Source organism: Herpetosiphonaceae bacterium (assembly GCA_036374795.1).
GTDB lineage: Bacteria > Chloroflexota > Chloroflexia > Chloroflexales > Kallotenuaceae > LB3-1.
Genome location: DASUTC010000203.1, coordinates 44,923 through 63,909 on the forward strand (window position 1 = coordinate 44,923; position 18,987 = coordinate 63,909).

General features: G+C 63.8%; 18 protein-coding genes. 16 read left to right on the forward strand and 2 right to left on the reverse strand.

The features are described from left to right. The first annotated feature begins 1 nt into the window (after position 1). The 4 genes from VFZ66_15520 to VFZ66_15535 all read left to right on the forward strand — a co-directional run bounded on the left by VFZ66_15520 (position 2) and on the right by VFZ66_15535 (position 4,877). Positions 2-247, forward strand: coding sequence for a hypothetical protein (locus tag VFZ66_15520; GenBank protein ID HEX6290598.1), 246 nt, complete (start codon positions 2-4; stop codon positions 245-247). Between the two features lie 93 nt (positions 248-340). Then, positions 341-2,554: a hypothetical protein gene (locus VFZ66_15525; GenBank protein HEX6290599.1), complete on the forward strand. Its 2,214-nt coding sequence runs from the start codon at positions 341-343 to the stop codon at positions 2,552-2,554. A 157-nt stretch (positions 2,555-2,711) separates the two neighbouring features. Continuing rightward, positions 2,712-3,587: a SagB/ThcOx family dehydrogenase gene (locus tag VFZ66_15530; protein HEX6290600.1), complete on the forward strand. Its 876-nt coding sequence runs from the start codon at positions 2,712-2,714 to the stop codon at positions 3,585-3,587. A gap of 24 nt (positions 3,588-3,611) precedes the next feature. Next, complete coding sequence (locus VFZ66_15535; protein HEX6290601.1) at positions 3,612-4,877, forward strand: YcaO-like family protein; 1,266 nt, start codon at positions 3,612-3,614, stop codon at positions 4,875-4,877. A gap of 47 nt (positions 4,878-4,924) precedes the next feature. On the opposite strand, the gene VFZ66_15540 is transcribed toward VFZ66_15535, so the two are convergent. After that, entirely contained in the window at positions 4,925-5,515 is a 591-nt protein-coding gene (locus VFZ66_15540) for a 2OG-Fe(II) oxygenase (GenBank protein HEX6290602.1), read from the reverse strand. An 85-nt stretch (positions 5,516-5,600) separates the two neighbouring features. Between VFZ66_15540 and VFZ66_15545 the strand changes: the two genes are divergently transcribed. After that, positions 5,601-5,861, forward strand: coding sequence for a hypothetical protein (locus VFZ66_15545; protein HEX6290603.1), 261 nt, complete (start codon positions 5,601-5,603; stop codon positions 5,859-5,861). A gap of 102 nt (positions 5,862-5,963) precedes the next feature. Here VFZ66_15545 and VFZ66_15550 read toward each other — a convergent pair whose 3' ends face one another. After that, a complete protein-coding gene (locus tag VFZ66_15550) occupies positions 5,964-6,848 on the reverse strand; it encodes a neutral zinc metallopeptidase (GenBank protein HEX6290604.1) in 885 nt (294 codons plus the stop codon). A 130-nt stretch (positions 6,849-6,978) separates the two neighbouring features. Here VFZ66_15550 and VFZ66_15555 point away from each other — a divergent pair, with 130 nt between their 5' ends. From VFZ66_15555 to VFZ66_15605, 11 genes are all read left to right on the forward strand, one after another. Beyond that, positions 6,979-7,248, forward strand: coding sequence for a hypothetical protein (locus VFZ66_15555; protein ID HEX6290605.1), 270 nt, complete (start codon positions 6,979-6,981; stop codon positions 7,246-7,248). Positions 7,249-7,546: 298 nt separating this feature from the next. Further along, positions 7,547-8,140: a hypothetical protein gene (locus VFZ66_15560; GenBank protein ID HEX6290606.1), complete on the forward strand. Its 594-nt coding sequence runs from the start codon at positions 7,547-7,549 to the stop codon at positions 8,138-8,140. Next, on the forward strand, positions 8,137-9,159 hold the full coding sequence (locus VFZ66_15565) for a BtrH N-terminal domain-containing protein (protein ID HEX6290607.1): 1,023 nt from the start codon (positions 8,137-8,139) through the stop codon (positions 9,157-9,159). The genes VFZ66_15560 and VFZ66_15565 overlap by 4 nt, the downstream gene beginning before the upstream one ends. A 23-nt stretch (positions 9,160-9,182) precedes the next feature. Continuing rightward, positions 9,183-9,758: an alkaline phosphatase family protein gene (locus VFZ66_15570; GenBank protein ID HEX6290608.1), complete on the forward strand. Its 576-nt coding sequence runs from the start codon at positions 9,183-9,185 to the stop codon at positions 9,756-9,758. Between the two features lie 85 nt (positions 9,759-9,843). Continuing rightward, positions 9,844-11,208 carry a DegT/DnrJ/EryC1/StrS family aminotransferase gene (locus tag VFZ66_15575; GenBank protein HEX6290609.1) on the forward strand — a complete coding sequence of 455 codons (1,365 nt, stop codon included), beginning with the start codon at positions 9,844-9,846 and terminating at the stop codon, positions 11,206-11,208. A gap of 240 nt (positions 11,209-11,448) precedes the next feature. Further along, positions 11,449-11,613, forward strand: a complete 165-nt coding sequence (lysW, locus tag VFZ66_15580; protein HEX6290610.1) for a lysine biosynthesis protein LysW — start codon at positions 11,449-11,451, stop codon at positions 11,611-11,613. Between the two features lie 3 nt (positions 11,614-11,616). Beyond that, on the forward strand, positions 11,617-12,477 hold the full coding sequence (gene lysX / locus VFZ66_15585) for a lysine biosynthesis protein LysX (GenBank protein ID HEX6290611.1): 861 nt from the start codon (positions 11,617-11,619) through the stop codon (positions 12,475-12,477). After that, positions 12,474-13,496 (forward strand): N-acetyl-gamma-glutamyl-phosphate reductase, encoded by a 1,023-nt coding sequence (argC, locus tag VFZ66_15590; GenBank protein ID HEX6290612.1) that lies wholly within the window; start codon positions 12,474-12,476, stop codon positions 13,494-13,496. The genes lysX and argC overlap by 4 nt, the downstream gene beginning before the upstream one ends. Positions 13,497-13,553: 57 nt before the next feature. Beyond that, entirely contained in the window at positions 13,554-15,569 is a 2,016-nt protein-coding gene (locus VFZ66_15595) for an alkaline phosphatase family protein (protein HEX6290613.1), read from the forward strand. A gap of 26 nt (positions 15,570-15,595) precedes the next feature. Further along, the gene (locus VFZ66_15600) at positions 15,596-17,017 is read left to right on the forward strand and encodes an alkaline phosphatase family protein (GenBank protein ID HEX6290614.1); all 1,422 of its coding nucleotides are present in this window, start codon (positions 15,596-15,598) and stop codon (positions 17,015-17,017) included. Between the two features lie 48 nt (positions 17,018-17,065). After that, complete coding sequence (locus tag VFZ66_15605; GenBank protein HEX6290615.1) at positions 17,066-18,259, forward strand: MFS transporter; 1,194 nt, start codon at positions 17,066-17,068, stop codon at positions 18,257-18,259. The last annotated feature ends 728 nt before the right edge of the window (positions 18,260-18,987 follow it).

Below are 18,987 nucleotides of genomic sequence, written 5' to 3' on the forward strand. Positions count from 1 at the left end.
TATGTGGATGCTAGTGACGAATGCGAGTACCGGCAACGTTATCACGAACGCCAGGTTCAACTATCAGTTTTACAACCGTGGTGACGGCTACTACTATGTGTACATCGGCTGGAACCAGTCCTTCGTGTGCAGCGCGACCGGGTATAACTCCATCTGGGGCAGCACCGATTCCTACTCAAGTATGTGGATTGCCCTATCGGTGTACACGCCGCCGCCGCCGCCGAGCAGCAGCAGCTGCTGGACCTAGGCCAGCTTAACCCGTGCAATGCTTGTCCCAGGGCGAAGGAGGTGAGTCACTGCACCGTCTTCGCTCTGTTGGTTCTCACCACGGCGAGGATCCATGCTGCTACTGCGGAGTGTTGTAGACGATCGTCACCTGCATGCTGCGATCCGTGTTGCGCTGCGCGCGCATGGCTTCGCCGTCGCTCAGGACGCCTATACGCAGACCGTCGCTGCCCAATGGGAGTGCGGCTGCTGGCTGCGCGACCAGATGTTGCCGGAGCAGTTTCCTGCGTTTGTTGACGTTGACGAGTACCGAGCGATTGCGCACCATGACCCCTACCTGTGGCAGCGACTCGCGTGGATGGCCGGGCTTGGCTACCAGCAGACGTGTGCGCTGTCCCGCGCGGCAGCCCTCTCGCCAGATCAAGGCGCTGCTGCTGCGCTCGTCGGGGCAGCGTTTAACACGGGCATCGCGGTGCTGGATTATCTCGTCGATGAATCCGAGACGGGCGTATCCCTGTTCGAGCTGCTGCCCACTGAGCTAATCCATGAGCTCTGCGCTCCCACCGGCGATGCCGCTGCCAGGCTGGCAACGACCTACGCCCAGGTGAACGATCCACGCCTCCGCGTATTGTGCGCGCTGATCGCAACCTGCGAGCGCGGATTTCGAGCGTTGTATCAACGTAGTGGCAACGATACCGCCTGGCATGACCTTGCCCAGTCGCTGGGACGCCTGTACGAATCTGAGCGCGCCGTCAGTCTCGGCGGTTTCCGCTCGGTGGAGCAGGCGCGCAGCCAGGGACCCCTGATCGAAGCGAAATCCGTGCTTCCGTCGGTGGCAATGTGGCAGCTCTCGGCGCTTGCGCTGCCGCATGCCGGTCAAGAATCTCACCACGCCTACCAGGCAAGCGTGATCCTTGGTCGGCTGTTCTGCTGGATTGACGATCTGGTCGATCTCCCGATTGATTGTCGCCGAGGCACGCCCAGCATGGCGCTCCTCCGACTTGCCGATCTGCTGGCGGCAGCGGGACGCTCATGGGCGAGTGACACCGATCTCTACGATCTGATCGACGCGGCGGCGTCGGAGGTCGTCGCGTTATTGCGCACGCTGCGCGGGCTTCCCACCGACCAGCAGGAGGCGCCACGTCTCCAGATCGACCACGATCCGGGCGCAGCGGATCGCCTGCGCGACAGTGATCCGGCACATCTCGCGACCTTCGCGGCGTGTATGGTGGCAGGATGGGTCAACTGGTTTGAGGATCAGCCCGACACGCCGACTCTTCCTCGGCAGCCGCTCCAGGGTGGGCGTCGAGGATCGACCGCGATCCGTCCTGCGACAGACCTGCTGCTTGCTCAACAACGTCTGGGCTATCCCGAAGCGATCCATAACCTTCGCTTTCCACGCGGCACGATCTCGACCGTGCGCTACGAGACGCATGCGGCGCTGCTCTTCCAGCGGGCGATTGTGCTGGATGGGTTGCTCGATGCGCAGGCCGCTGGCTACACGATTCCTGAGCAGGTGATGAGCGCCGAAGCGCTGACCATCTTGCGTGCCAAACACCGTGATGTCCGTGGCGGCTGGAGCTACATCCCTGAGGTTCCCGAGCTGCCGCCGGACGCCGACGATCTCGGCATGGTGCTTCAGGTGCTTGTGCGGATCGGTGGTTCTGCACTTGCCGCGACCTGCGACGAAGCGATCCGGTTAGCGCTCGATGCGACGGCTGCCGATGGTGGGTTTCCTACCTGGATCTTCGACCTGCGGGGCAGCTCATCGCTTCAGCAGATCATGCGTACCTATCTCGGTGTGATCGGAGGATCGGGGGTCCATCCCGATGTGGTCGCCAATTTGGTGTATGGCTTGCTGCTGTACAACCCGGTGCGGTATCAGGCTCCCCTGATGCGCTCGGTACGGTATTTTGAAGCCGTGCAAGATCCAGGCGGTATGTGGCCCAGTAAGTGGTATGCGGGTCCCTTCTATGGAACCTATCGCGTTGCGACCGTGCTGGGATGGCTGACGCCGAAGAGTACCGCACTCAAGCGCACCCAGCGCTTTCTCCTGGAACGCCAGCATGATTGCGGCGGCTGGGGTGTTCATGATACCGATCCATTGTCGACCGCACTCGCGCTGCTGGCATTAGCAGCCGCTGGCCTGCCGCGCGACCATGCGGCGATCACGCGCGGGGGAGACTACCTCGGACGAACACAGGAGGGCGATGGTGGCTGGGCCGCGCAGCCATTTATTGCTTTTCCGACGACAGACGGTGTTGAGATCTACGCGAGTCGCACGATCACGACGGCCTTCTGCCTGAAAGCGCTCCTGGCAACGACCTGAGGGTTGGTCAGCGCGCGATAGAGACGCCATGATGCTCCGTTTCGCCGATGATGTTCGCATACGCGTCTATGCGGATGATGGTATCGTTGAATGCGCCGACAGACCTCCGCTGATTCTTGCCCATCAGGGGACGCTGCTGTCCAACCTGGTGGTTCTGTTGCAGAGTCCCCGTCCTGAGGTATGGCTCCGAGCAGCGCTCGCTCGCGTCGATCCAGTATCCGCGAACGGTCTGATCGATCGTCTCGTCACCGAGAAGATGCTGGTTCCGTGGAGCCTTGGCGCGCGTCTCGTCGATCTCCACCTACGGACGACGGTCGCTAGCGAATGGGCGGCGGTAAGCCCGGCCGTCGAAACCAGCCGCATATTGCGGGAGGCGCAGTGTGCAGGCGCGATCTCGCTTCCCGCGCCCGCGCCTGCACACATCGACCTGATGGCTGTGCTGAATGCTCGGCGGAGCTGCCGCGCGTTCCACGACGCTCCCATGCGCCTGAGCCAGTTTGCCACGCTTCTGGCGTGTGGCGTGGGCCTCGGCAGCGATCCAGAGCCTCCGGCTCCGCTGGTTCCCGGTGGCCCAGTCGGTCGACGGACCTATCCTTCCGGGGGCGGCCTGTATGCTGTCGAAACATTGGTGTATCCCCTGCGCGTGGAGGATGTCAGCGCCGGGTTTTACTCCTACCAGGCACTCGCTCACCGAATCGTTCCCGTTGCAGCGCCACGGCCAGCGGATGATCTGGTGGTGCTCCTGGGCAACCATCCGATCGAACACGCAAGCGTCATCGTGTGCCTGTTTGTAGACTTTGCGCGTCCGTCGCTCGGCAAGTATGGCGAGAAGGCGTATCGCTTAGCGTTACTGGAGGCCGGGCATATGGCCCAGAATGTCGTACTTGTCGCGACTGGCCTCGGATACGCGGCGCTTCCGATCTGTGGATTCGACGACGCGGCGTTAAGCCGCGCTGCGGCGTTGAGCTTTCCCCACGAGGCGATCGTCTACGTGCTTGCGCTTGGCGCACCTGCACATGGTGCGGATGCATAGACGATGGATTCAGAGGTCGCAGATATGGCACGCTTCGATCGCGAGGGTGGCACGACCATCGATGAGCAGACGATCATCGAACGATTGAAGATGGAGGTTGTCGTACGGAGCACGTCGCGCTCGACAGCGCTGCTCCCTGGCTTCAGTGCGACCGCTCGAACGGCGATTGGTCGCGAACCGATCTATGGATCTGCGACCGGATCGTCTCCGGAGCTGGCACGACGCCGAGCCGTGATGGAGTGTGTTGAGCGCTATGCCCAATTTGGATGCTATGCGCCACCGGTTGCCGTCGTCGATACCTACGCGGCATTGATGCCCGATGCAATTTCGCCGCTGGCGTGTGGACTCTACAGCGCGGCGCAGTATGCGAGCCCAGACTTCGGCCTTGCCGCCTTCTCAGAGCAGGAGCCGCTCGAATGGCTTGACGTGGTTGATCTCACCACGGGCGCGCCCCGTTTGCTGCCCGTGGAATTTATCTACCCACGCGCGAGTCTCACACGTCAGCCGTTGGTTGCCGAGACATCAAGCGGTACAGCAGCCCATAGTGAGCCGACAGCCGCGACCGTAGCGGCGCTCTGCGAGCTCGTCGAGCGCGATAGCTTTATGCAATTCTGGTACCGACAGCCGACGACACAGACGATCCCCATCCGGACGATCCCGCAGCCGGACATCCGCGCCGCGCTCCAGGAGATGCAAGCGGTGGGGTATGTAGTGACCGTATGCAGCTTGGTGTATGATGTGGCGCTGCCCTGCTTCCTTGTTCTCGCCCTGAAAGGTGACACGTTCGCGTATGGCCTTGGCTGTCACCCCAGCCGGTACCACGCATTGCACCATGCGATGCTGGAGCTGGCCGCTGGTATCTCGACGCTCCACGAGGGACCGCTGGTGAGGCAGATTCACGGTTCATTGCTGGACGTGCGCACGCCAGCCGATCATTACCATCTTTATAACGGCGGTCCATTTCACCAGGTGTTGCGGCAGGTCCTGAGTCAGGTCCTGCGCGTCGGCGAGGCTGAAGCATCTCAGACGATCGAGGCGCAGGCTACCACCGATGAGCAGGCCCTCGCGCACGTGCTTGACGCGCTAGCCGCGTGTCGCTATCGCGCCTACGGCTGTGATATTACGCCTGCGGTCGTGGCAGATTACGGGACGACCGTGCAACGAGTGCTGATACCAGGACTCATTCCAATACATTTTGGCTATCAGCGATGGAGGCTTGGCTGTCGTCGTCTCACGCAGCCAACAGCAACCGGTCGCCTTGCGACATTGTTACCCCACTTCATGGCCTAGCCGGTCCACGATCGATGGTGGACGGCTGTGCCGCTGGAACGCACCGCTCAGTCCCAACGTTCGGCGAAGGCGGCGTCGTCCGTCATCCAGATGGAAAGGGCGTACCGGGTTCCTGCTTGAATCGGCGTAACTGCATGTTGATAGAGATGACCACACGGGAAGCCGACGAGTAGACCTGCCTGCGGGACAATATCCTGTCCGAGCTCAGGAAACTGCAATACACCGCCAGCATAATCTACGCCACTCGTATTCAAGTATACCATCGCGGTATAGCTACGCCACGCTGTATGGTTTTGAATCCAGTTTCCATCGTGATCCTGTTTCTCACTGTCCGCATGCAAGGCGTGTGAGTCGCCACGCCGCATTTCGGTCAGGAGGGTGAACTCGACGTAACCGGGATCTGCCACGTTATAGTAGTCGAGCACTGCGGTGAGCGCGCGCTGTCGAATATCAACAAGGACGGTGTCTGGCTCGGTCAATCCCAATGTCCTCAGGGCATACCCATCGATTTCGGTGCGACGCTGCATTGTGCGTACATCGTTCCGATCAGGTGGCGCGGTAGAAGCAATGTGTTGAAATGCGGAAATGAGGTCGGTACACGAGCTGGATGGAATAAATGCGGGCCGGACCAGCAACATAGCGTGCCTCCTTGTTGATATGACCACTACAGTAAGGCCAGTGTCAAATGAGCGAAGCGTTGTCTGGGGCCTGCGGAGGGACCCTGTGGGGATGCCCACTGGACGGCGGCACTGGCTGATCACGGTCGACGAGCGCAATGATCAGCACCGCGTGGATGTCCGTCCGCTCCGCCTGTCGGCGCTCCTGGATGCGGCCCAGGCCCGTCGTGCGTGGGGCAAACTTCCGCAGGAACCCACGATAGGAGGCCACGTGCTGGCATACGATTGCGGCATCCCGAAGCGTTGGCCGCGCAGCACTTGGCGGGCGCTGGATGCCGCCGCAGCGCCCGTTCAGTCTGCCTGCTGAGATACAGCCGTGCCTGAGCGTGGCGGGCGCCCTCACGGATGGGCTGCCACAGCGGTGCCGGTGGGACGTTCGTGCAGCCCCCGACACGTCAGATCGTCGTCGCTACGGTGCTGTTCCCGGCGTCTCGCACGTATCCAGGTTGCCTGACTGTAACCCATCCTTCAATGCCATCTGGCGCTGCTCGGATGACCCATGCGTCCATGACTCGGGCGTGACATAGCCCTGAGTCTGCTGCTGAATACGGTCATCACCGATCGCGGCTGCGGCGTCCAGGCTCTGAGAAATCTCCGCGTCCGACACCTCGGTCAGATAGCCGGTTTCGGTTGCGTGGTATGCCCAGACGCCCGCCAGACAGTCGGCCTGAAGCTCCGTGTGGACGGCGCCGCTCGTCGGGCCGGTGTCTTGCGCGCCTGCCCGCTGCTCCAGCGCGCCGGTCAAATGCTGCACATGATGCCCATACTCATGCGCCAGCACATACGCTTCGGCGAACGCGCCGCCCTGGGCGCCAAAGCGCGTGCGTAGCTCCTCAAAGAAGCTCATATCCAGATAGACTTGCTGATCTCGTGGGCAGTAGAACGGCCCCACCGCAGCACTAGCGTAGCCACAGGCAGCCTCGGTAGCGTCGGTGAACAGCACGAGCTTGGCGGGCGTATAGCGTGCCCCACGGCGGGCAAACTCATCGGTCCAGTACGACTGGATGCTATTGACAAAGCCTACAAGACGACAGTCCTCACGCGCATTGGCGTCCGCGCCGGTCTGGCACTGCTCTGCCAAGGTGCCGACTGATCCGGAGCGCTCCGGCACGGGCTGCGGCGACGCATCTGCCAGGCCGCCGATATCGGCCGGGTTGACGCCCAGCAGCAGCGCCACCAGCAGGACCACCAGACCGAGCCCGCCGCCGCCAATGGCGACGGTGGTGCCAGCTCCCCGACCTCGCCGATCCTGGACCTGGGAGGGGTCCAGGCGTGATCGATTGTTAAACGGCATTCGTCTGTCCTCCTCGCCTTGCGGCGACTTCGCGTGTGCGCAGTTGTCTGCGATCACACCTGTATCGACTCAGCGCCCATACGGCCCGTTCCTCGACGGCTCCGCATGCACGACCGTTCAAGGATGCGCGGTGCCCGAAGGCCCAGACACCGCCAGGGCACCCGACACGCTTTATTCCGATCCGGTCGCGCAGGAGGAGCCGTCCATGCGAGCATGTACGATTCTGGCCGAGAGCAACTTCCGCGCCGTCACGGAGCACGAGCCCGTTCGCGCGGTAGCTGCCGATGCCTGCTCCGGTGAACATGAAACCGCTCACCTGGGCATGCCCCGCCGCTGGCTTGGCTGCGTCATGGTGCTCACCCGCCGCAGGAGCACAGTGCCGCCTTCAACGAAACCATAGCACGATCACAACTATATGAATACGCAAGACATAGAGGATTTTGTGATAATTAACACAATTTTGACATATTTTAGACGATCATGTACCCTTGGGAAGGCGATTGCCGATATTGGAGCACCCCCCTTAACCACACGCCCCGGCGTGAATAGTATCTTTCATCCCAACGCTTCGTGAAGATAACGAGCGTGTTGCAAAACACGTCTCGACAGCTATTCGTGGGCTAACAGGCACACGCATTCAATCGTCGTGCCATACTTCCGGTCCTTAAGGTAGTACGAAGCAGAAAAGAGGCAAGCGCGTGTCAGCTATCCCGGTCGGCGAGGAATGTGTCCTGCTCGATCTAGGCGCTCTTTTCAACAACGACGGCATATCGTACGCCCACGACCTGCGCGATGGCGGCTTTAACGTCTGGAACAACACGTTTCCTGCCGAGGAACTTCCTGAGAGCCGCAGCCTGATCGAGGTCGCCGGTATTCCCTTTCGCTTTCCACCAAAAGACGATGGAATGCTCAATAACATCGTCTGCGCCGGGCAGCGCCTTGATGTGCCCGTCGCGCGCTATGATTGGATCTACATGCTCGTCGCAGGCGAGCGCCGCTCCGAGGATCTGATCTATCTACATTACGCCAGCGGCGCGGTCGATCCCGAATGGCTGCGCGTCTCCGACTTCTGGCCGGAGGCGGGCGCCCGCTTTGGCGAGATCGAAGCCTTCCGCTGCTCGGTGATGCATTTTCCGCGCCATGTGCAGCCGCGCGTGCAGCCCGGCATCTGGATGCAGCGCATCCCCGTGCCGCGCCAGGAGCCGCTGGCCTGGCTCCATCTTCCCGACAACCTTGCGATGCATATCTTCGCGGCAACGGCGATCAAGACCACCAGGGGGCTGCGCGTATGAAGGTTGTGCTCTCACCGATGTCCTTCTGGTTCCACGATCTGTGCAGCTGTCTCCAGGATTGTATCGCCACGGTGCTGCTGTATTACGGGCACGACCCGATTCTGACTATGGGCGCGTCGTGGGAGTTTTACCACGATCCGGCGCAGGTCAGCCGCGAGGAGTTTTATCATCCGCTGCCACGCCCAACCCTGGCGCAGAGCATGATGCCCTTTCATCCGCTCACCTCGACCTGGCACCAGTCGGACGATCCGGAAGCGGCGTGGCGCGATGTGAAGGCGATGATCGCGCAGCAGAAGCCGGTGATCGTCGCCGTGGATAATTTCTATATGCCGATCCGCCCGGCGTATGGCGACGTTCACGCCGCGCACCTGATGGTCGCGTTCGGCTTCGACGACGATGCAGATGAGGTCTATCTCCTCGAATCGACGCCGCCGCAGTTTCGCGGGCCGCTGCCGGTCACGCAATTCCTGATCGCCAGAAATTCCGACAACCCGATCGTGGGGGAGCGCGACTTCTTCTTCACCGGAACGCCGATTAAGAGCCGCTGGTTGCAGCTAGAGATCCACGAGCCGTTCCCGGATCTCACCCGTGCGTGGGTGATGGAGGTCGTCAGCACGAATCTGAGCCGCTTCCACGCGCCCAGCTCCGGCCCCGCCTGGTCTGGGCTGGAGGGGTTGCAGCACTATCTGTATGCGATCGGCGAGCGCGCGACCGGGCCGGATGCGGGCGTGGCCTTGCAGGAATTGTACACCGTCGGCTGGACGGCTCAGGGCGCGGCTGCGCTGCACGCCGATTTCTTGATGCAGGCCGGGCATCGGCTCGACTGGCCGCGTCTGACCGAGGTCGGGCGGCATGTGGAGCGCATCGCGAACGAGTGGACGACGCTCAGGATGCTGGGCGCGCACGGCTTCTCACGGCCCGCCGACGTTGCCGAGCGCCTGCGACGGCGCACGGTGCGGTTCCTGGCCGATCACGAGCAGACCTTGAAGCTGTTAGATTGGGCGCTGCATCCGGTCTAAGGAGCCGGTGAAGGACGTACGCGATGACACGAGTGCCTGTTGTTGGCCTTGACGCACTCAGCCCGGAGCTGGTCGAGCGCTGGCTGCCTGATCTGCCGCATATGCGCCACCTGATGGAGCGCGGGATCTACGGGCCGCTGCACAGCATTATCCAGCCGGTGACGCCCGTCGCGTGGCCCACGATGATCAGCGGTCGCGATCCCAGCCCCCTGGGCTACACCGATTTTGTCTGCCGCAAAGGCACGAGCTACACCGATCTGCACCTGGTCCACGCGCGGATGACTCAGGTGCCGACGCTCGCCACGCTGCTGCCGGAGGCCGGGCGGCGCGTGCATCTGGTCAGCGTGCCGGTCAGCTACCCGCCCATCGCGATCAAAGACGGCGTCGGCGTCTCCTGCTGTATGGCACCGTCGACCAACCGGCCGATCACCGCGCCCGCCGAGCTTCAGCAGCAGCTCTTGCAGCAGACCAGCGCGCCGTTCATCCTCGATGCGTGCGTGCCTGAGCAGGCGCATACGATCGGGATGCGCTGCTGCCTCAGATTCGTGAGATGGACCGGTCCCGCCCGAGCTGGACGGACGCCCGATTCATGTCGATGAGGACCCGGTCCACTCCGACGAGGACGAGGCGGAGCTGACGAACCGGCTGCGTGCCCTGTACCTGGATTAATCAGACGAGGAAGTCATGAGTGCGAAGCTAGCAATGTTTGGCGGCGAGCCAGCCGTCCCAGCCGATCAGCGCAACGTGCCCTGGCCGGTGATCGCGCCGTCCGACGAGCAGGCGCTGCTGCGCGTCCTGGCGAGCGGAAAGTTCACCAGCAGCTCCAAGGACGAGCAGGAGGTGCGCGGCCTGGAGCAGGAGTGGGCGCAGTTCGTCGGGACACGCTACAGCGTGGCGGTCAACAGCGGGACCGCCGCGCTGGCGGTGGCGCTGACGGCGCTCGGCGTGCAGCCCGGCGACGAAGTGATCGTCCCGGCGCTGAGCTATGTCGCGTCCGGCCTGGCGGCGCTGCACCAGCTTGCGATCCCGGTCTTTGTCGATATCGATCCCGCTACCTTCAACATCGATGTGCGGCAGATCGAGGCCAAGATTACGCCGCGCACCCGCGCGATCATGCCGGTGCATCTCCATGGCCTGCCCGCCGACATGGACGCGATCCGCGCCATCGCCAGCAAGCATGGCCTGGTCATCGTCGAGGATGCCGCGCAGGCGCAGGGCGCTGCCTACCAGGGCAAGCTGGTCGGCGCGCTTGGCGACATCGGCGCGTTCAGCCTCAACGTCGAGAAGAACATCCCAACCTGCGGCGAGGGCGGCCTGGTGACGATGGACGATCCTGAGCTGTACGCCAGATGTAAGATGCTGCGCCAGATGGGCGAGGAGATCGAAAGCGACGTGCCGCGCGCCTACGTCTCCTATGTGCTCGGCTGGAACTACAAGCTGAGCGCGATGCAGGCCGCCTTTACCCGCAGCCAGATGTCGCGCTATGCTGAAGATCAGGCGGCGCGTGAGCGTAACATTGCGGCCTTGCTCGGCAAGCTGGCCGAGCTACCGGGCGTGATCGTGCCCAGGACGCTGCCCGATCGGACGCATGTCTGGCATATTCTGCGCTTCCGCTTCGATCCTGAGGCCGCCGGTCTGACGGGTGTTGCCCCTGGACGGTTCCGCCAAGCATTGCGCCGCGCGCTGGCGGCGGAGGGCGTGCAGGTTTCGCAGTACCAGCTGATCCCGCTGCCGGGCCAGCCCGTCTTTGCCGAGCAGCACGGCTTTGGCCGGGGCTATCCCTGGACGATCGCGGGCACGTCGCCGCAGGCATACGCGATCGAGGAGTATCCCAACACGCTGGCGGTGATCGAGGATTCGCTGTGTCTGCGGCGCGTCCATCTGAACCCGGGCTCCGGCCCGCTGCTTGAGCTGTACGCCAACGCATTCTGCAAGATCTGGGACAACCTGGATCGCATCGGGCGGATCGCACAGTCGATGCGCTACGAAGCGCCCTGGGAGACGGTGCTCAAGCGCCGCCAGGCTTCCGTCGCCGACGTGGCGAACTAAGCGAGGCGCTGCCGCACGACCGATCTTGAAACCTTCCGGCAGACGGCCCTGCGCATCCGCCAGCATCTCCTGACGATAGGCATGGCTCTCGGCGGAACGCATGTCGGCGGCTCGCGCTCGGAGACGGATATTCTGACGGGGCTGTACGTTCCGCCTCGAAACTCGGCATGGTAGGTTCGCACGAGCTGTGATCCATCAATCATACACGTCTCACTCACGTTCAAGAAAGGAAACGCACCCATGAGCAATTGTCCCGAATGCGACGCCCAGGTTTCGATCACGGCGGATGCCCGCGTCGGCGAGATCGTCACGTGCCCCGACTGTCAGACCGAGCTGGAGATCCTGGGCCTGGACCCGGCAGAGCTGGCGCTGGCACCTGAGGTCGATGAGGATTGGGGTGAGTAGGCCATGAGTGTCGGACGCGACGCGCCCCTGGCCGTTCTGACCTCGCGCGTTCGGATCGAAGAGAAGCGGATCTTTGATGCGCTTGAGCGGCGCAACATTCCGTACTGCCATCTCGACGAGCGCGATCTGAGCATGGCGCTCGCCGACGAGCCGGTACCCTGGGCGGCGCTGATCAATCGCTGTATGTCGAACACCCGCAGCCCGTACGTGGCCCGGCTGTTCGAGGCGCGCGGTGTCATGGTCTGCAACAGCAGCCAGGTCATCGCCACCTGCGGCGATAAGCTGCTGACGAGTCTGGCGCTGGTGCAGGCGGGATTGCCCACGCCGCGCACGGCGGTGGCGCTCACGCCGGAGGCGGCGCTGGAGGCCCTCGATCGGTTTGGCTACCCGGCGGTGCTCAAGCCGGTCAGCGGCTCCTGGGGGCGGCTGCTGGCAAAGGTCAACGACCGCGATGCCGCCGAGGCCGTGCTTGAGCACAAACAGGTCCTGGGATCGCCGATGCACTCGGTGATCTATATGCAGGAGTATATCGACAAGCCGGGACGCGATCTGCGTACGATCGTGCTCGGCAAGCGCGTGCTCTGCGCGATGTACCGGCACGCCGAGCACTGGATTACCAACACCGCGCGCGGCGCGACGACGACGGCCTGTGAGATCACCGATGAGCTGGCGGAGCTGTCGCTGCGCGTCGCACATGCGGTCGGCGGCGGCGCGCTGGCGATCGATTTTCTGGAGCGCGCCGACGGGACGCTCCTGGTCAACGAGGTCAATCACACGATGGAGTTCCACGGCATGATGGCAGCCACGAAGGTCGACGTTGCGGACGCGCTGGTCCAGTATGTTCTGGAGGTCGCCGAGCTATGAAGATCGCGGTGATCGGCGGCTCCGGCTATATCGGCGGCGAGCTCATCCGGCTGCTGCTGCACCATCCTCACGCGACGCTCGTCCAGGCGACATCGACGCGCTACGCGCGCCGTCCGCTGCATGCGGCGCATCCCAACCTGCGGGGCCAGACCGATCTCACCTTCGTGCATCCTGAGGCCGTGGAGCCGTGCGATGCGCTCTTGCTGGCGCTGCCGCATGGCACGGCGATGCAAAGCCTGCCGCGCTGGCTCACGCTCGCGCCGACCGTGATCGATCTGAGCGCCGACTTTCGGCTGCGGAACGCGGCGGACTACGCGGCCTACTACGACGGGACGCATCCGGCCCCGGAGTGGCTTTCGCGCTTCGTGCCCGGCATTCCAGAGATCAATCGGGCGCAGATTCGTGAGGCGTCGGTGATCGCGGTGCCTGGCTGCATGGCAAACGCCGCGATCCTGGCGCTCTCGCCGCTGGCTGCGGCGGGTCTGCTGCGGCAGCCGGTGGTGGTGGATGCGCGTACCGGCTCAAGCGGCTCAGGCGCGGAGCCGAATCCGTCGAGCCATCATGCCGAGCGCAGCGGCGTGATGCGCGTCTTCAAGCCGCTGGGCCATCGCCATACCGCCGAGATTCGCCAGATCTGCAACGTGCCGGTCTACATGACCGCCACGGCGGTCGAGGCGGTGCGCGGCGTGCAGGTGGTGTGTCATGTGCCGCTGGACGCGCCGACGACCGAGAAAGCGATCTGGGCGCTGTACCGTCGCTGCTACGCGGATGAGCCGTTTGTGCGGCTGGTGAAGCAGCGCGCGGGCGTGTACCGCCTGCCGGAGCCCAAGATCCTGAGCGGCACGAACTTCTGCGACGTCGGCTTTGCGCTGGACGCGGATGGACGCCATCTGGTGGTGATCGCCGCGCTCGATAATCTGGTTAAGGGTGGGGCGGGCAACGCGATCCAATGCCTCAATATCGCGCGCGGCTGGGATGAGCGGGCGGGGCTGCGGTTTGCCGGGCTGCATCCGGCCTGATCGGTTACTCACAGGGATTCACCTGGAAGCGCCAGGCTATTTGGAGTAGGGGCACATATGTCGAAACCGAAAGTTGCCGTGATCGGCCTTGACAGCATCACGCCGGTCATGGTCGAGCGGTTCGTGGCCGAGGGACGCATGCCGAACTTTCAGCGGCTACGTGAGCGGGGGTGGTACTCGGAGCTTACGCCGCCGATGCCGCCGACGACGCCCGCCGCCTGGACCACAATCGCCACGGGCACCTGGCCGAGCACCCACGGCGTCGAGGGCTTTGCCGTCCACCAGGCGGGCGAGCCGCTCGACCAAAAACATCATAGCTGTAGCTCCGACTGGGTGCGATCCGAGTTCATCTGGCAGGCCGCCGCGCGCGCCGGAAAACGCTCGATCCTACTCAAGTATCCGATGTCGTGGCCGCCCGTCGGCGGCGATCTGGTCGTGCAGGTCGATGGCGCTGGCGGCTGGGGCGGCCTCAAGTGCGTCTGGGATCTGGCGCACTCCGGCTGCTGGGATACGGAGATGACCGCGCAGACGATCACGCCCAACGAGCAGACGGCCAATCCGCAGGACTGGCTGACCCGCGATCAGGATAATCTGGACGAGGAGAGTACGAATCTGCTCAGTGTGAGCGCGCCGCACGCCTGGGATGATCTGCCCGCCGACGCCGAGCCGCTGTGGGAGACGCAGGTGTTGCTGCGCTGTCGCGGCATGAGCGAGGGCACGACGCTGTACGTGCTGGCGCTGCGTGTCGGCCAGGAGGAGCGCCTGGCGATTGCCACGGAGCGCCGCGCCGGAGACGCGGCGCTGCTGCGCAGCCGCGATTGGAGCGACTGGCTACGGGTCACGCTGCCGACCGCGCAGGGGCCGCGCGCGGGGCATGTCCGCCTCAAGGTGATGGCGTTCGACGCCGCGAATCGTCGGCTGCGGCTGTATCAATCGCAGATTCACCAGGAGGCTGGCTTTACCCGCCCGGAGCATATCGCCGAGACGCTGCTGGAGGTGGCGGGGCCGTTCGCGGAGTGGACCGAGGGCTACGATCTGCTGCAAGGCTGGATCGACGACGAGACGCAGCTTGAGATCTACGAGCAGCATGTAGACTGGATGAGCCGCGCCGCGCGCTATCTGCTCCAGACGCAGCCCTGGGATCTGTTCATGACTCAGGTGCATTTCGTCGACATGGCCTACCATCTCTACTGGGGCGCGATCGATCCCGGACATCCGCAGCATACCCCGGAGCGGGCGCCGTTCTACTGGGAGCTGCTGGGCCGCGTTCACGAGCTGGCCGATCAGTTTTTGGGCGCGGTGCTGGACGAGCTGGACGACGATACGCTGGTGGTGGTGCTCGGCGATCACGGCCACGATCTGTACCACACCGCGCTGCTCGCCAATCACCTGCTGATCCGGCACGGCCTGCTTACGCTCTACCGTGATCGCCGCACGGGCGCGCCGCGCATCGACTGGCAGCGCACCCGCGCCTACGCCAACGGCTACCGGGTCTATCTCAACGTCGCGGGCCGCGATCCGCAGGGCATCGTCTCCGCCGACGAGGTGTACGCGCTGCAAGAGGCGGTGATCCAGATGCTCTACAGCGCGCGCGATCCGCGCACCGGCCAGGCGCCGGTTCGTCTGGCCTGTCGGCAGGAGGACGCGCATGCGCTGGGGCTGTACGGCAGCTCGATGGGCGATGTGATCTTCGCGATGGCTCCCGGCTTTCAGACGCGCACGTCGATCAGCGTGCCCGCCGATGCGTGGGTTGGGCAGCGCCTCCAGCCGGAGCGAATCGCGGCCTTCAAGCAGACACAGCTCTTCCGCGAGTTTACCGGCGAGCACGACTCGGCGCTGCCGTTCAATCGGGCGATCCGCTCGATGCTGGTGCTGCATGGCCCGCCGGTTCGCGCCGGTCGGCGGCAGGTACCGGCGCGCATGGTCGATGTGGCTCCGACGATCTGCTCCTATTTACAGATACCGTTCCCGCTGCACTGCGAGGGAAGCGTGCTGTGGGATGCGCTCGCGCACGCGCCGGAGACGGAGCGCGGCGCGGAGCCGTCGTCGCTGCACGCGACACCCGGCAGTTAAGCGTGGCACAAGGTGAGGTGCGCTCGATGTTTCTTCACAACCAGGCTCGTCGCAAAGTCCTGCTGATCGGTCTTGACTGTGCCGCGCCGGAGCTGGTCTTCGACCGCTGGCTCGACGATCTGCCGAATATTCGTCAGGTGCTCCGGGCTGGCGTGTACGGCAGGCTCCGCAGCAGCACGCCGCCGATTACGGTTCCAGCCTGGATGTCGATGCTGACCGGCCGCGATCCGGGCCAGCTTGGCATCTACGGCTTTCACAACCGTGCCGATTACAGCTACACCCATATGCGCATCGCGTCGTCGGCGAGCGTTCGCGAGCGGGCGCTGTGGGATCTGCTGGGCGATCACGGCAAGCGCTCGATCGTGATCGGCGTGCCGCCGACGTATCCGGTCAGGCCGATTCCCGGCGATCTGATCAGTTGTTTTCTCACGCCCAGCGACGCGAAGCAGTTTACCTATCCCGCCGAGCTTGGCGCGACGGTGCGCAAGCTGGTCGGCGACTACATGGTCGACGTCAAGGGCTTTCGGACCGATAACAAAGGCTGGCTGCTGGAGCAGATCTACGAGATGACCGAGAAGCGCTTCAAGGTCGCGAAACATCTGCTTGCCACACGGCCCTGGGACCTGTTCGCGCTGGTCGAGATCGGCGTCGATCGGATTCATCACGGCTTCTGGCAGTTCATGGATCAGGCGCACGTGCTCTATCCCGGACCGAATCCGTTCCAGAACGCGATCTACGACTACCACAAGTACGTGGATGGGCTGATCGGCGAGCTGCTGGCTTTTGCCGACGACGATACGACAGTGCTGATCGTCTCCGATCACGGCGCGAAGCGGATGGACGGCAGCATCGCGATCAACGAGTGGCTGGTGCAGCAGGGCTACCTCGTGCTCAACCACTATCCCAGCAGCGCCACGCGCTTTGCGCAGCTCGATATTAACTGGGCGGAGACGAGCGCCTGGAGCGAGGGCGGCTACTATGCGCGCGTCTTTATCAACGTGGAGGGTCGCGAGCCGTCGGGCGTGGTGCCGCAGGCGGAGTATGCCAGCTTCCGCCAGATACTCAAGGAGCAGATCGAGTCGATCCCCGACGCATCCGGCCAGCCGCTCCATCACCTGGTGGTCGGTCCCGACGAGCTGTATCGCGAGGTGCGCAATGTCGCGCCAGATCTGTTTGTCTTCTTCGGCGATCTGTACTGGCGCTCGGCGGGAACGGTGGGTCACGGCCTGATCCATCTGCTGGAAAACGATACCGGTCCCGACGGCGCGAACCACGACTGGGACGGGATTTTCATCATGGCGCAGGGGCAGGATCTCCGGCATGGGGCGCAGCTTCAAGAGCAGCGCGTGGGGCTGCAACTGCTGGATGTCGCGCCGACGGTGCTGCGCGCGTTCGACCTAGGCGTGCCCGATTGGATGCAGGGTCGGATCGTGCCTGGACGAGGCTAGGATCGAGCTACACCGGTCGGATTGAACGATCGATTGAGGAAAGATGCTATGCGGGTTGCTGGCTTTCTGCTGCTGATGCTGCTCTCTGGAGCGGTCTACACCTTTCCATCGCTCACGCCTGCGATGGCCGCCGAGTTTGGTACGTCGCGGACGGCGCTGCAAGGAGCCTACTCGGTCTGGAGTCTGGCGGTCGCGGCGATCGGGCCGCTGGCTGGACGCCTGGTGGACCGGCAAGGGTTTCGACGAACGTTATCGATCGGCATCGTCACGCTGGTGCTGATGCTGGTGGGCGTAGCCGTGGCACAGGCTCCCTGGCAGGTGTATGCGGTGCTGGTGTTGATCGGAACGCCAGCCTACGCGCTGCTGCAAGTCGCGACGATCGTTGCGGCGACGCGGACGGGCGCGCGGCGGCGCGGCAGCGCGCTGGGCGTGGCCGGGGCCGGGATCGGCGTTGGCCTGACGGTGATCGTTCCCGGCGCGGTCTGGCTCAGCGGGGCGTTTGGCTGGCGTGTTGCCCTGCTGGCGCTGGCCGGACTGAGCGCCGGCATCGGCTTTCCGTCGATTTTCCTCGTGGCGCGTGGCGTGGTCATGCCGAGCGCGGAGCATACGTCGCTGTCGTTTCGGCGTCTGCTGGGCTCGTATCCGTTCGTGCTGATGTTTATCGGCGGCGTCTGCATCGGCCTCTTCGACGAATCGCTCTACCAGCACCTCGTGCCGCATCTGATGGCGCTCGGCTTCTCGGCGGGCGCCGCAGGGACGGTGCTGGGCGTGACCTCGCTCGGCTACATGATCGGGCAGGTGGTCGGCGGCTCGCTCTCCGATCGATGGGGCCGCTGGACGATCGGCCTCGGCGCGGCGCTGCTCTCTGGGATCGGGCTGGCGATCTTCTCGGTTGCGGGCCTGGAGATGGTCGTGCTGCTGCTGACGGCGTTTGTCGCAGGGCTGGGCGTTGGCGCCACGATCGCGGTGCGTAACGCCACGCTTGGCGATCTGTTCGATGGTCCGTCGCTGGGCTTAGTGACCGGCACCTATCAATGGGCGTATGCATCAGGCGCCGCCATCATGGGCTGGGCCGGGTCCTATATCTACGAGCGCCTGGACAGCTACGGGCCGGTGTTTTTGGCGAGCGTAGCAGCGGCGGCACTCTGGATCCTCTGCCTGCGATTGGCGCTGGCCGCTCCCAATACCACGATCTGGCCTGCGTCGGGCTGGCGCGCAGCAGGGTCGGGCGACGATTCCTGATCATACCTCGGCGGGGGCACCCTCCAGCGTGCTCCCGTCAGGCTTCGTGTGCCTGGATGCCCTCCCGCAACCTGATCACGAGCACCACGAGGGCGTTCCGTCGCCGCGCTCCGTGACGCGCGGATTGGCGAAGACACCACAGGCACGATCACTATCGACGATGACATCGCGTTCAAAACCGCGCGGGGTACGGTTGGGTTCCTGATCCGGAAGCCGAGGCCCAGGTTAAGTACCTGCTGGCATTGCCGATCCCCTACGCTGAGTCCTTCTCAATCGGGCGACTCGTATCGGTAATCCAGTCACTCCACGAGCCAGCGTACAAAAGGGCATTCCCCAAGCCAGCGTGTGCCACGGCAAGCAGATTATGGGCAGCAGTGACGCCAGAGCCACAGTAAAATATGGTGCGGTCGACGGGTATGTCACCAAGCAAGCTCTGAAAGCGAGTTCGTAACGCTTCTTTAGGCAGGAATCGACCGTCAGGGCGAAGATTTCCGGCGAAAGGTCCACAGACCGCTCCAGGAATATGCCCCCCTACAGGATCGATAGGCTCGTTTTCTCCACGGTAGCGATCTTCGGTCCGTGAGTCAATGATCCGAAGTGTTGGATCATGCATCGCTGCGAGGACCGTATCCGCATCAACCACTAGCTGAAATTGTGGCCGTGGAATAAACGTGCTAGGAGTCATGCTTTCAGCACCATTCCTAATCGGACGACCTTCGTCTCGCCAC

Coding starts and splice junctions, on each gene's coding strand:
- VFZ66_15520 (HEX6290598.1), top strand. CDS start 2: ATGTGGATGCTAGTGACGAATGCGAGTACCGGCAACGTTATCACGAAC.
- VFZ66_15525 (HEX6290599.1), top strand. CDS start 341: ATGCTGCTACTGCGGAGTGTTGTAGACGATCGTCACCTGCATGCTGCG.
- VFZ66_15535 (HEX6290601.1), top strand. CDS start 3,612: ATGGCACGCTTCGATCGCGAGGGTGGCACGACCATCGATGAGCAGACG.
- VFZ66_15540 (HEX6290602.1), bottom strand. CDS start 5,515: ATGTTGCTGGTCCGGCCCGCATTTATTCCATCCAGCTCGTGTACCGAC.
- VFZ66_15550 (HEX6290604.1), bottom strand. CDS start 6,848: ATGCCGTTTAACAATCGATCACGCCTGGACCCCTCCCAGGTCCAGGAT.
- VFZ66_15565 (HEX6290607.1), top strand. CDS start 8,137: ATGAAGGTTGTGCTCTCACCGATGTCCTTCTGGTTCCACGATCTGTGC.
- VFZ66_15570 (HEX6290608.1), top strand. CDS start 9,183: ATGACACGAGTGCCTGTTGTTGGCCTTGACGCACTCAGCCCGGAGCTG.
- VFZ66_15575 (HEX6290609.1), top strand. CDS start 9,844: ATGAGTGCGAAGCTAGCAATGTTTGGCGGCGAGCCAGCCGTCCCAGCC.
- lysW (HEX6290610.1), top strand. CDS start 11,449: ATGAGCAATTGTCCCGAATGCGACGCCCAGGTTTCGATCACGGCGGAT.
- lysX (HEX6290611.1), top strand. CDS start 11,617: ATGAGTGTCGGACGCGACGCGCCCCTGGCCGTTCTGACCTCGCGCGTT.
- argC (HEX6290612.1), top strand. CDS start 12,474: ATGAAGATCGCGGTGATCGGCGGCTCCGGCTATATCGGCGGCGAGCTC.
- VFZ66_15595 (HEX6290613.1), top strand. CDS start 13,554: ATGTCGAAACCGAAAGTTGCCGTGATCGGCCTTGACAGCATCACGCCG.
- VFZ66_15600 (HEX6290614.1), top strand. CDS start 15,596: ATGTTTCTTCACAACCAGGCTCGTCGCAAAGTCCTGCTGATCGGTCTT.
- VFZ66_15605 (HEX6290615.1), top strand. CDS start 17,066: ATGCGGGTTGCTGGCTTTCTGCTGCTGATGCTGCTCTCTGGAGCGGTC.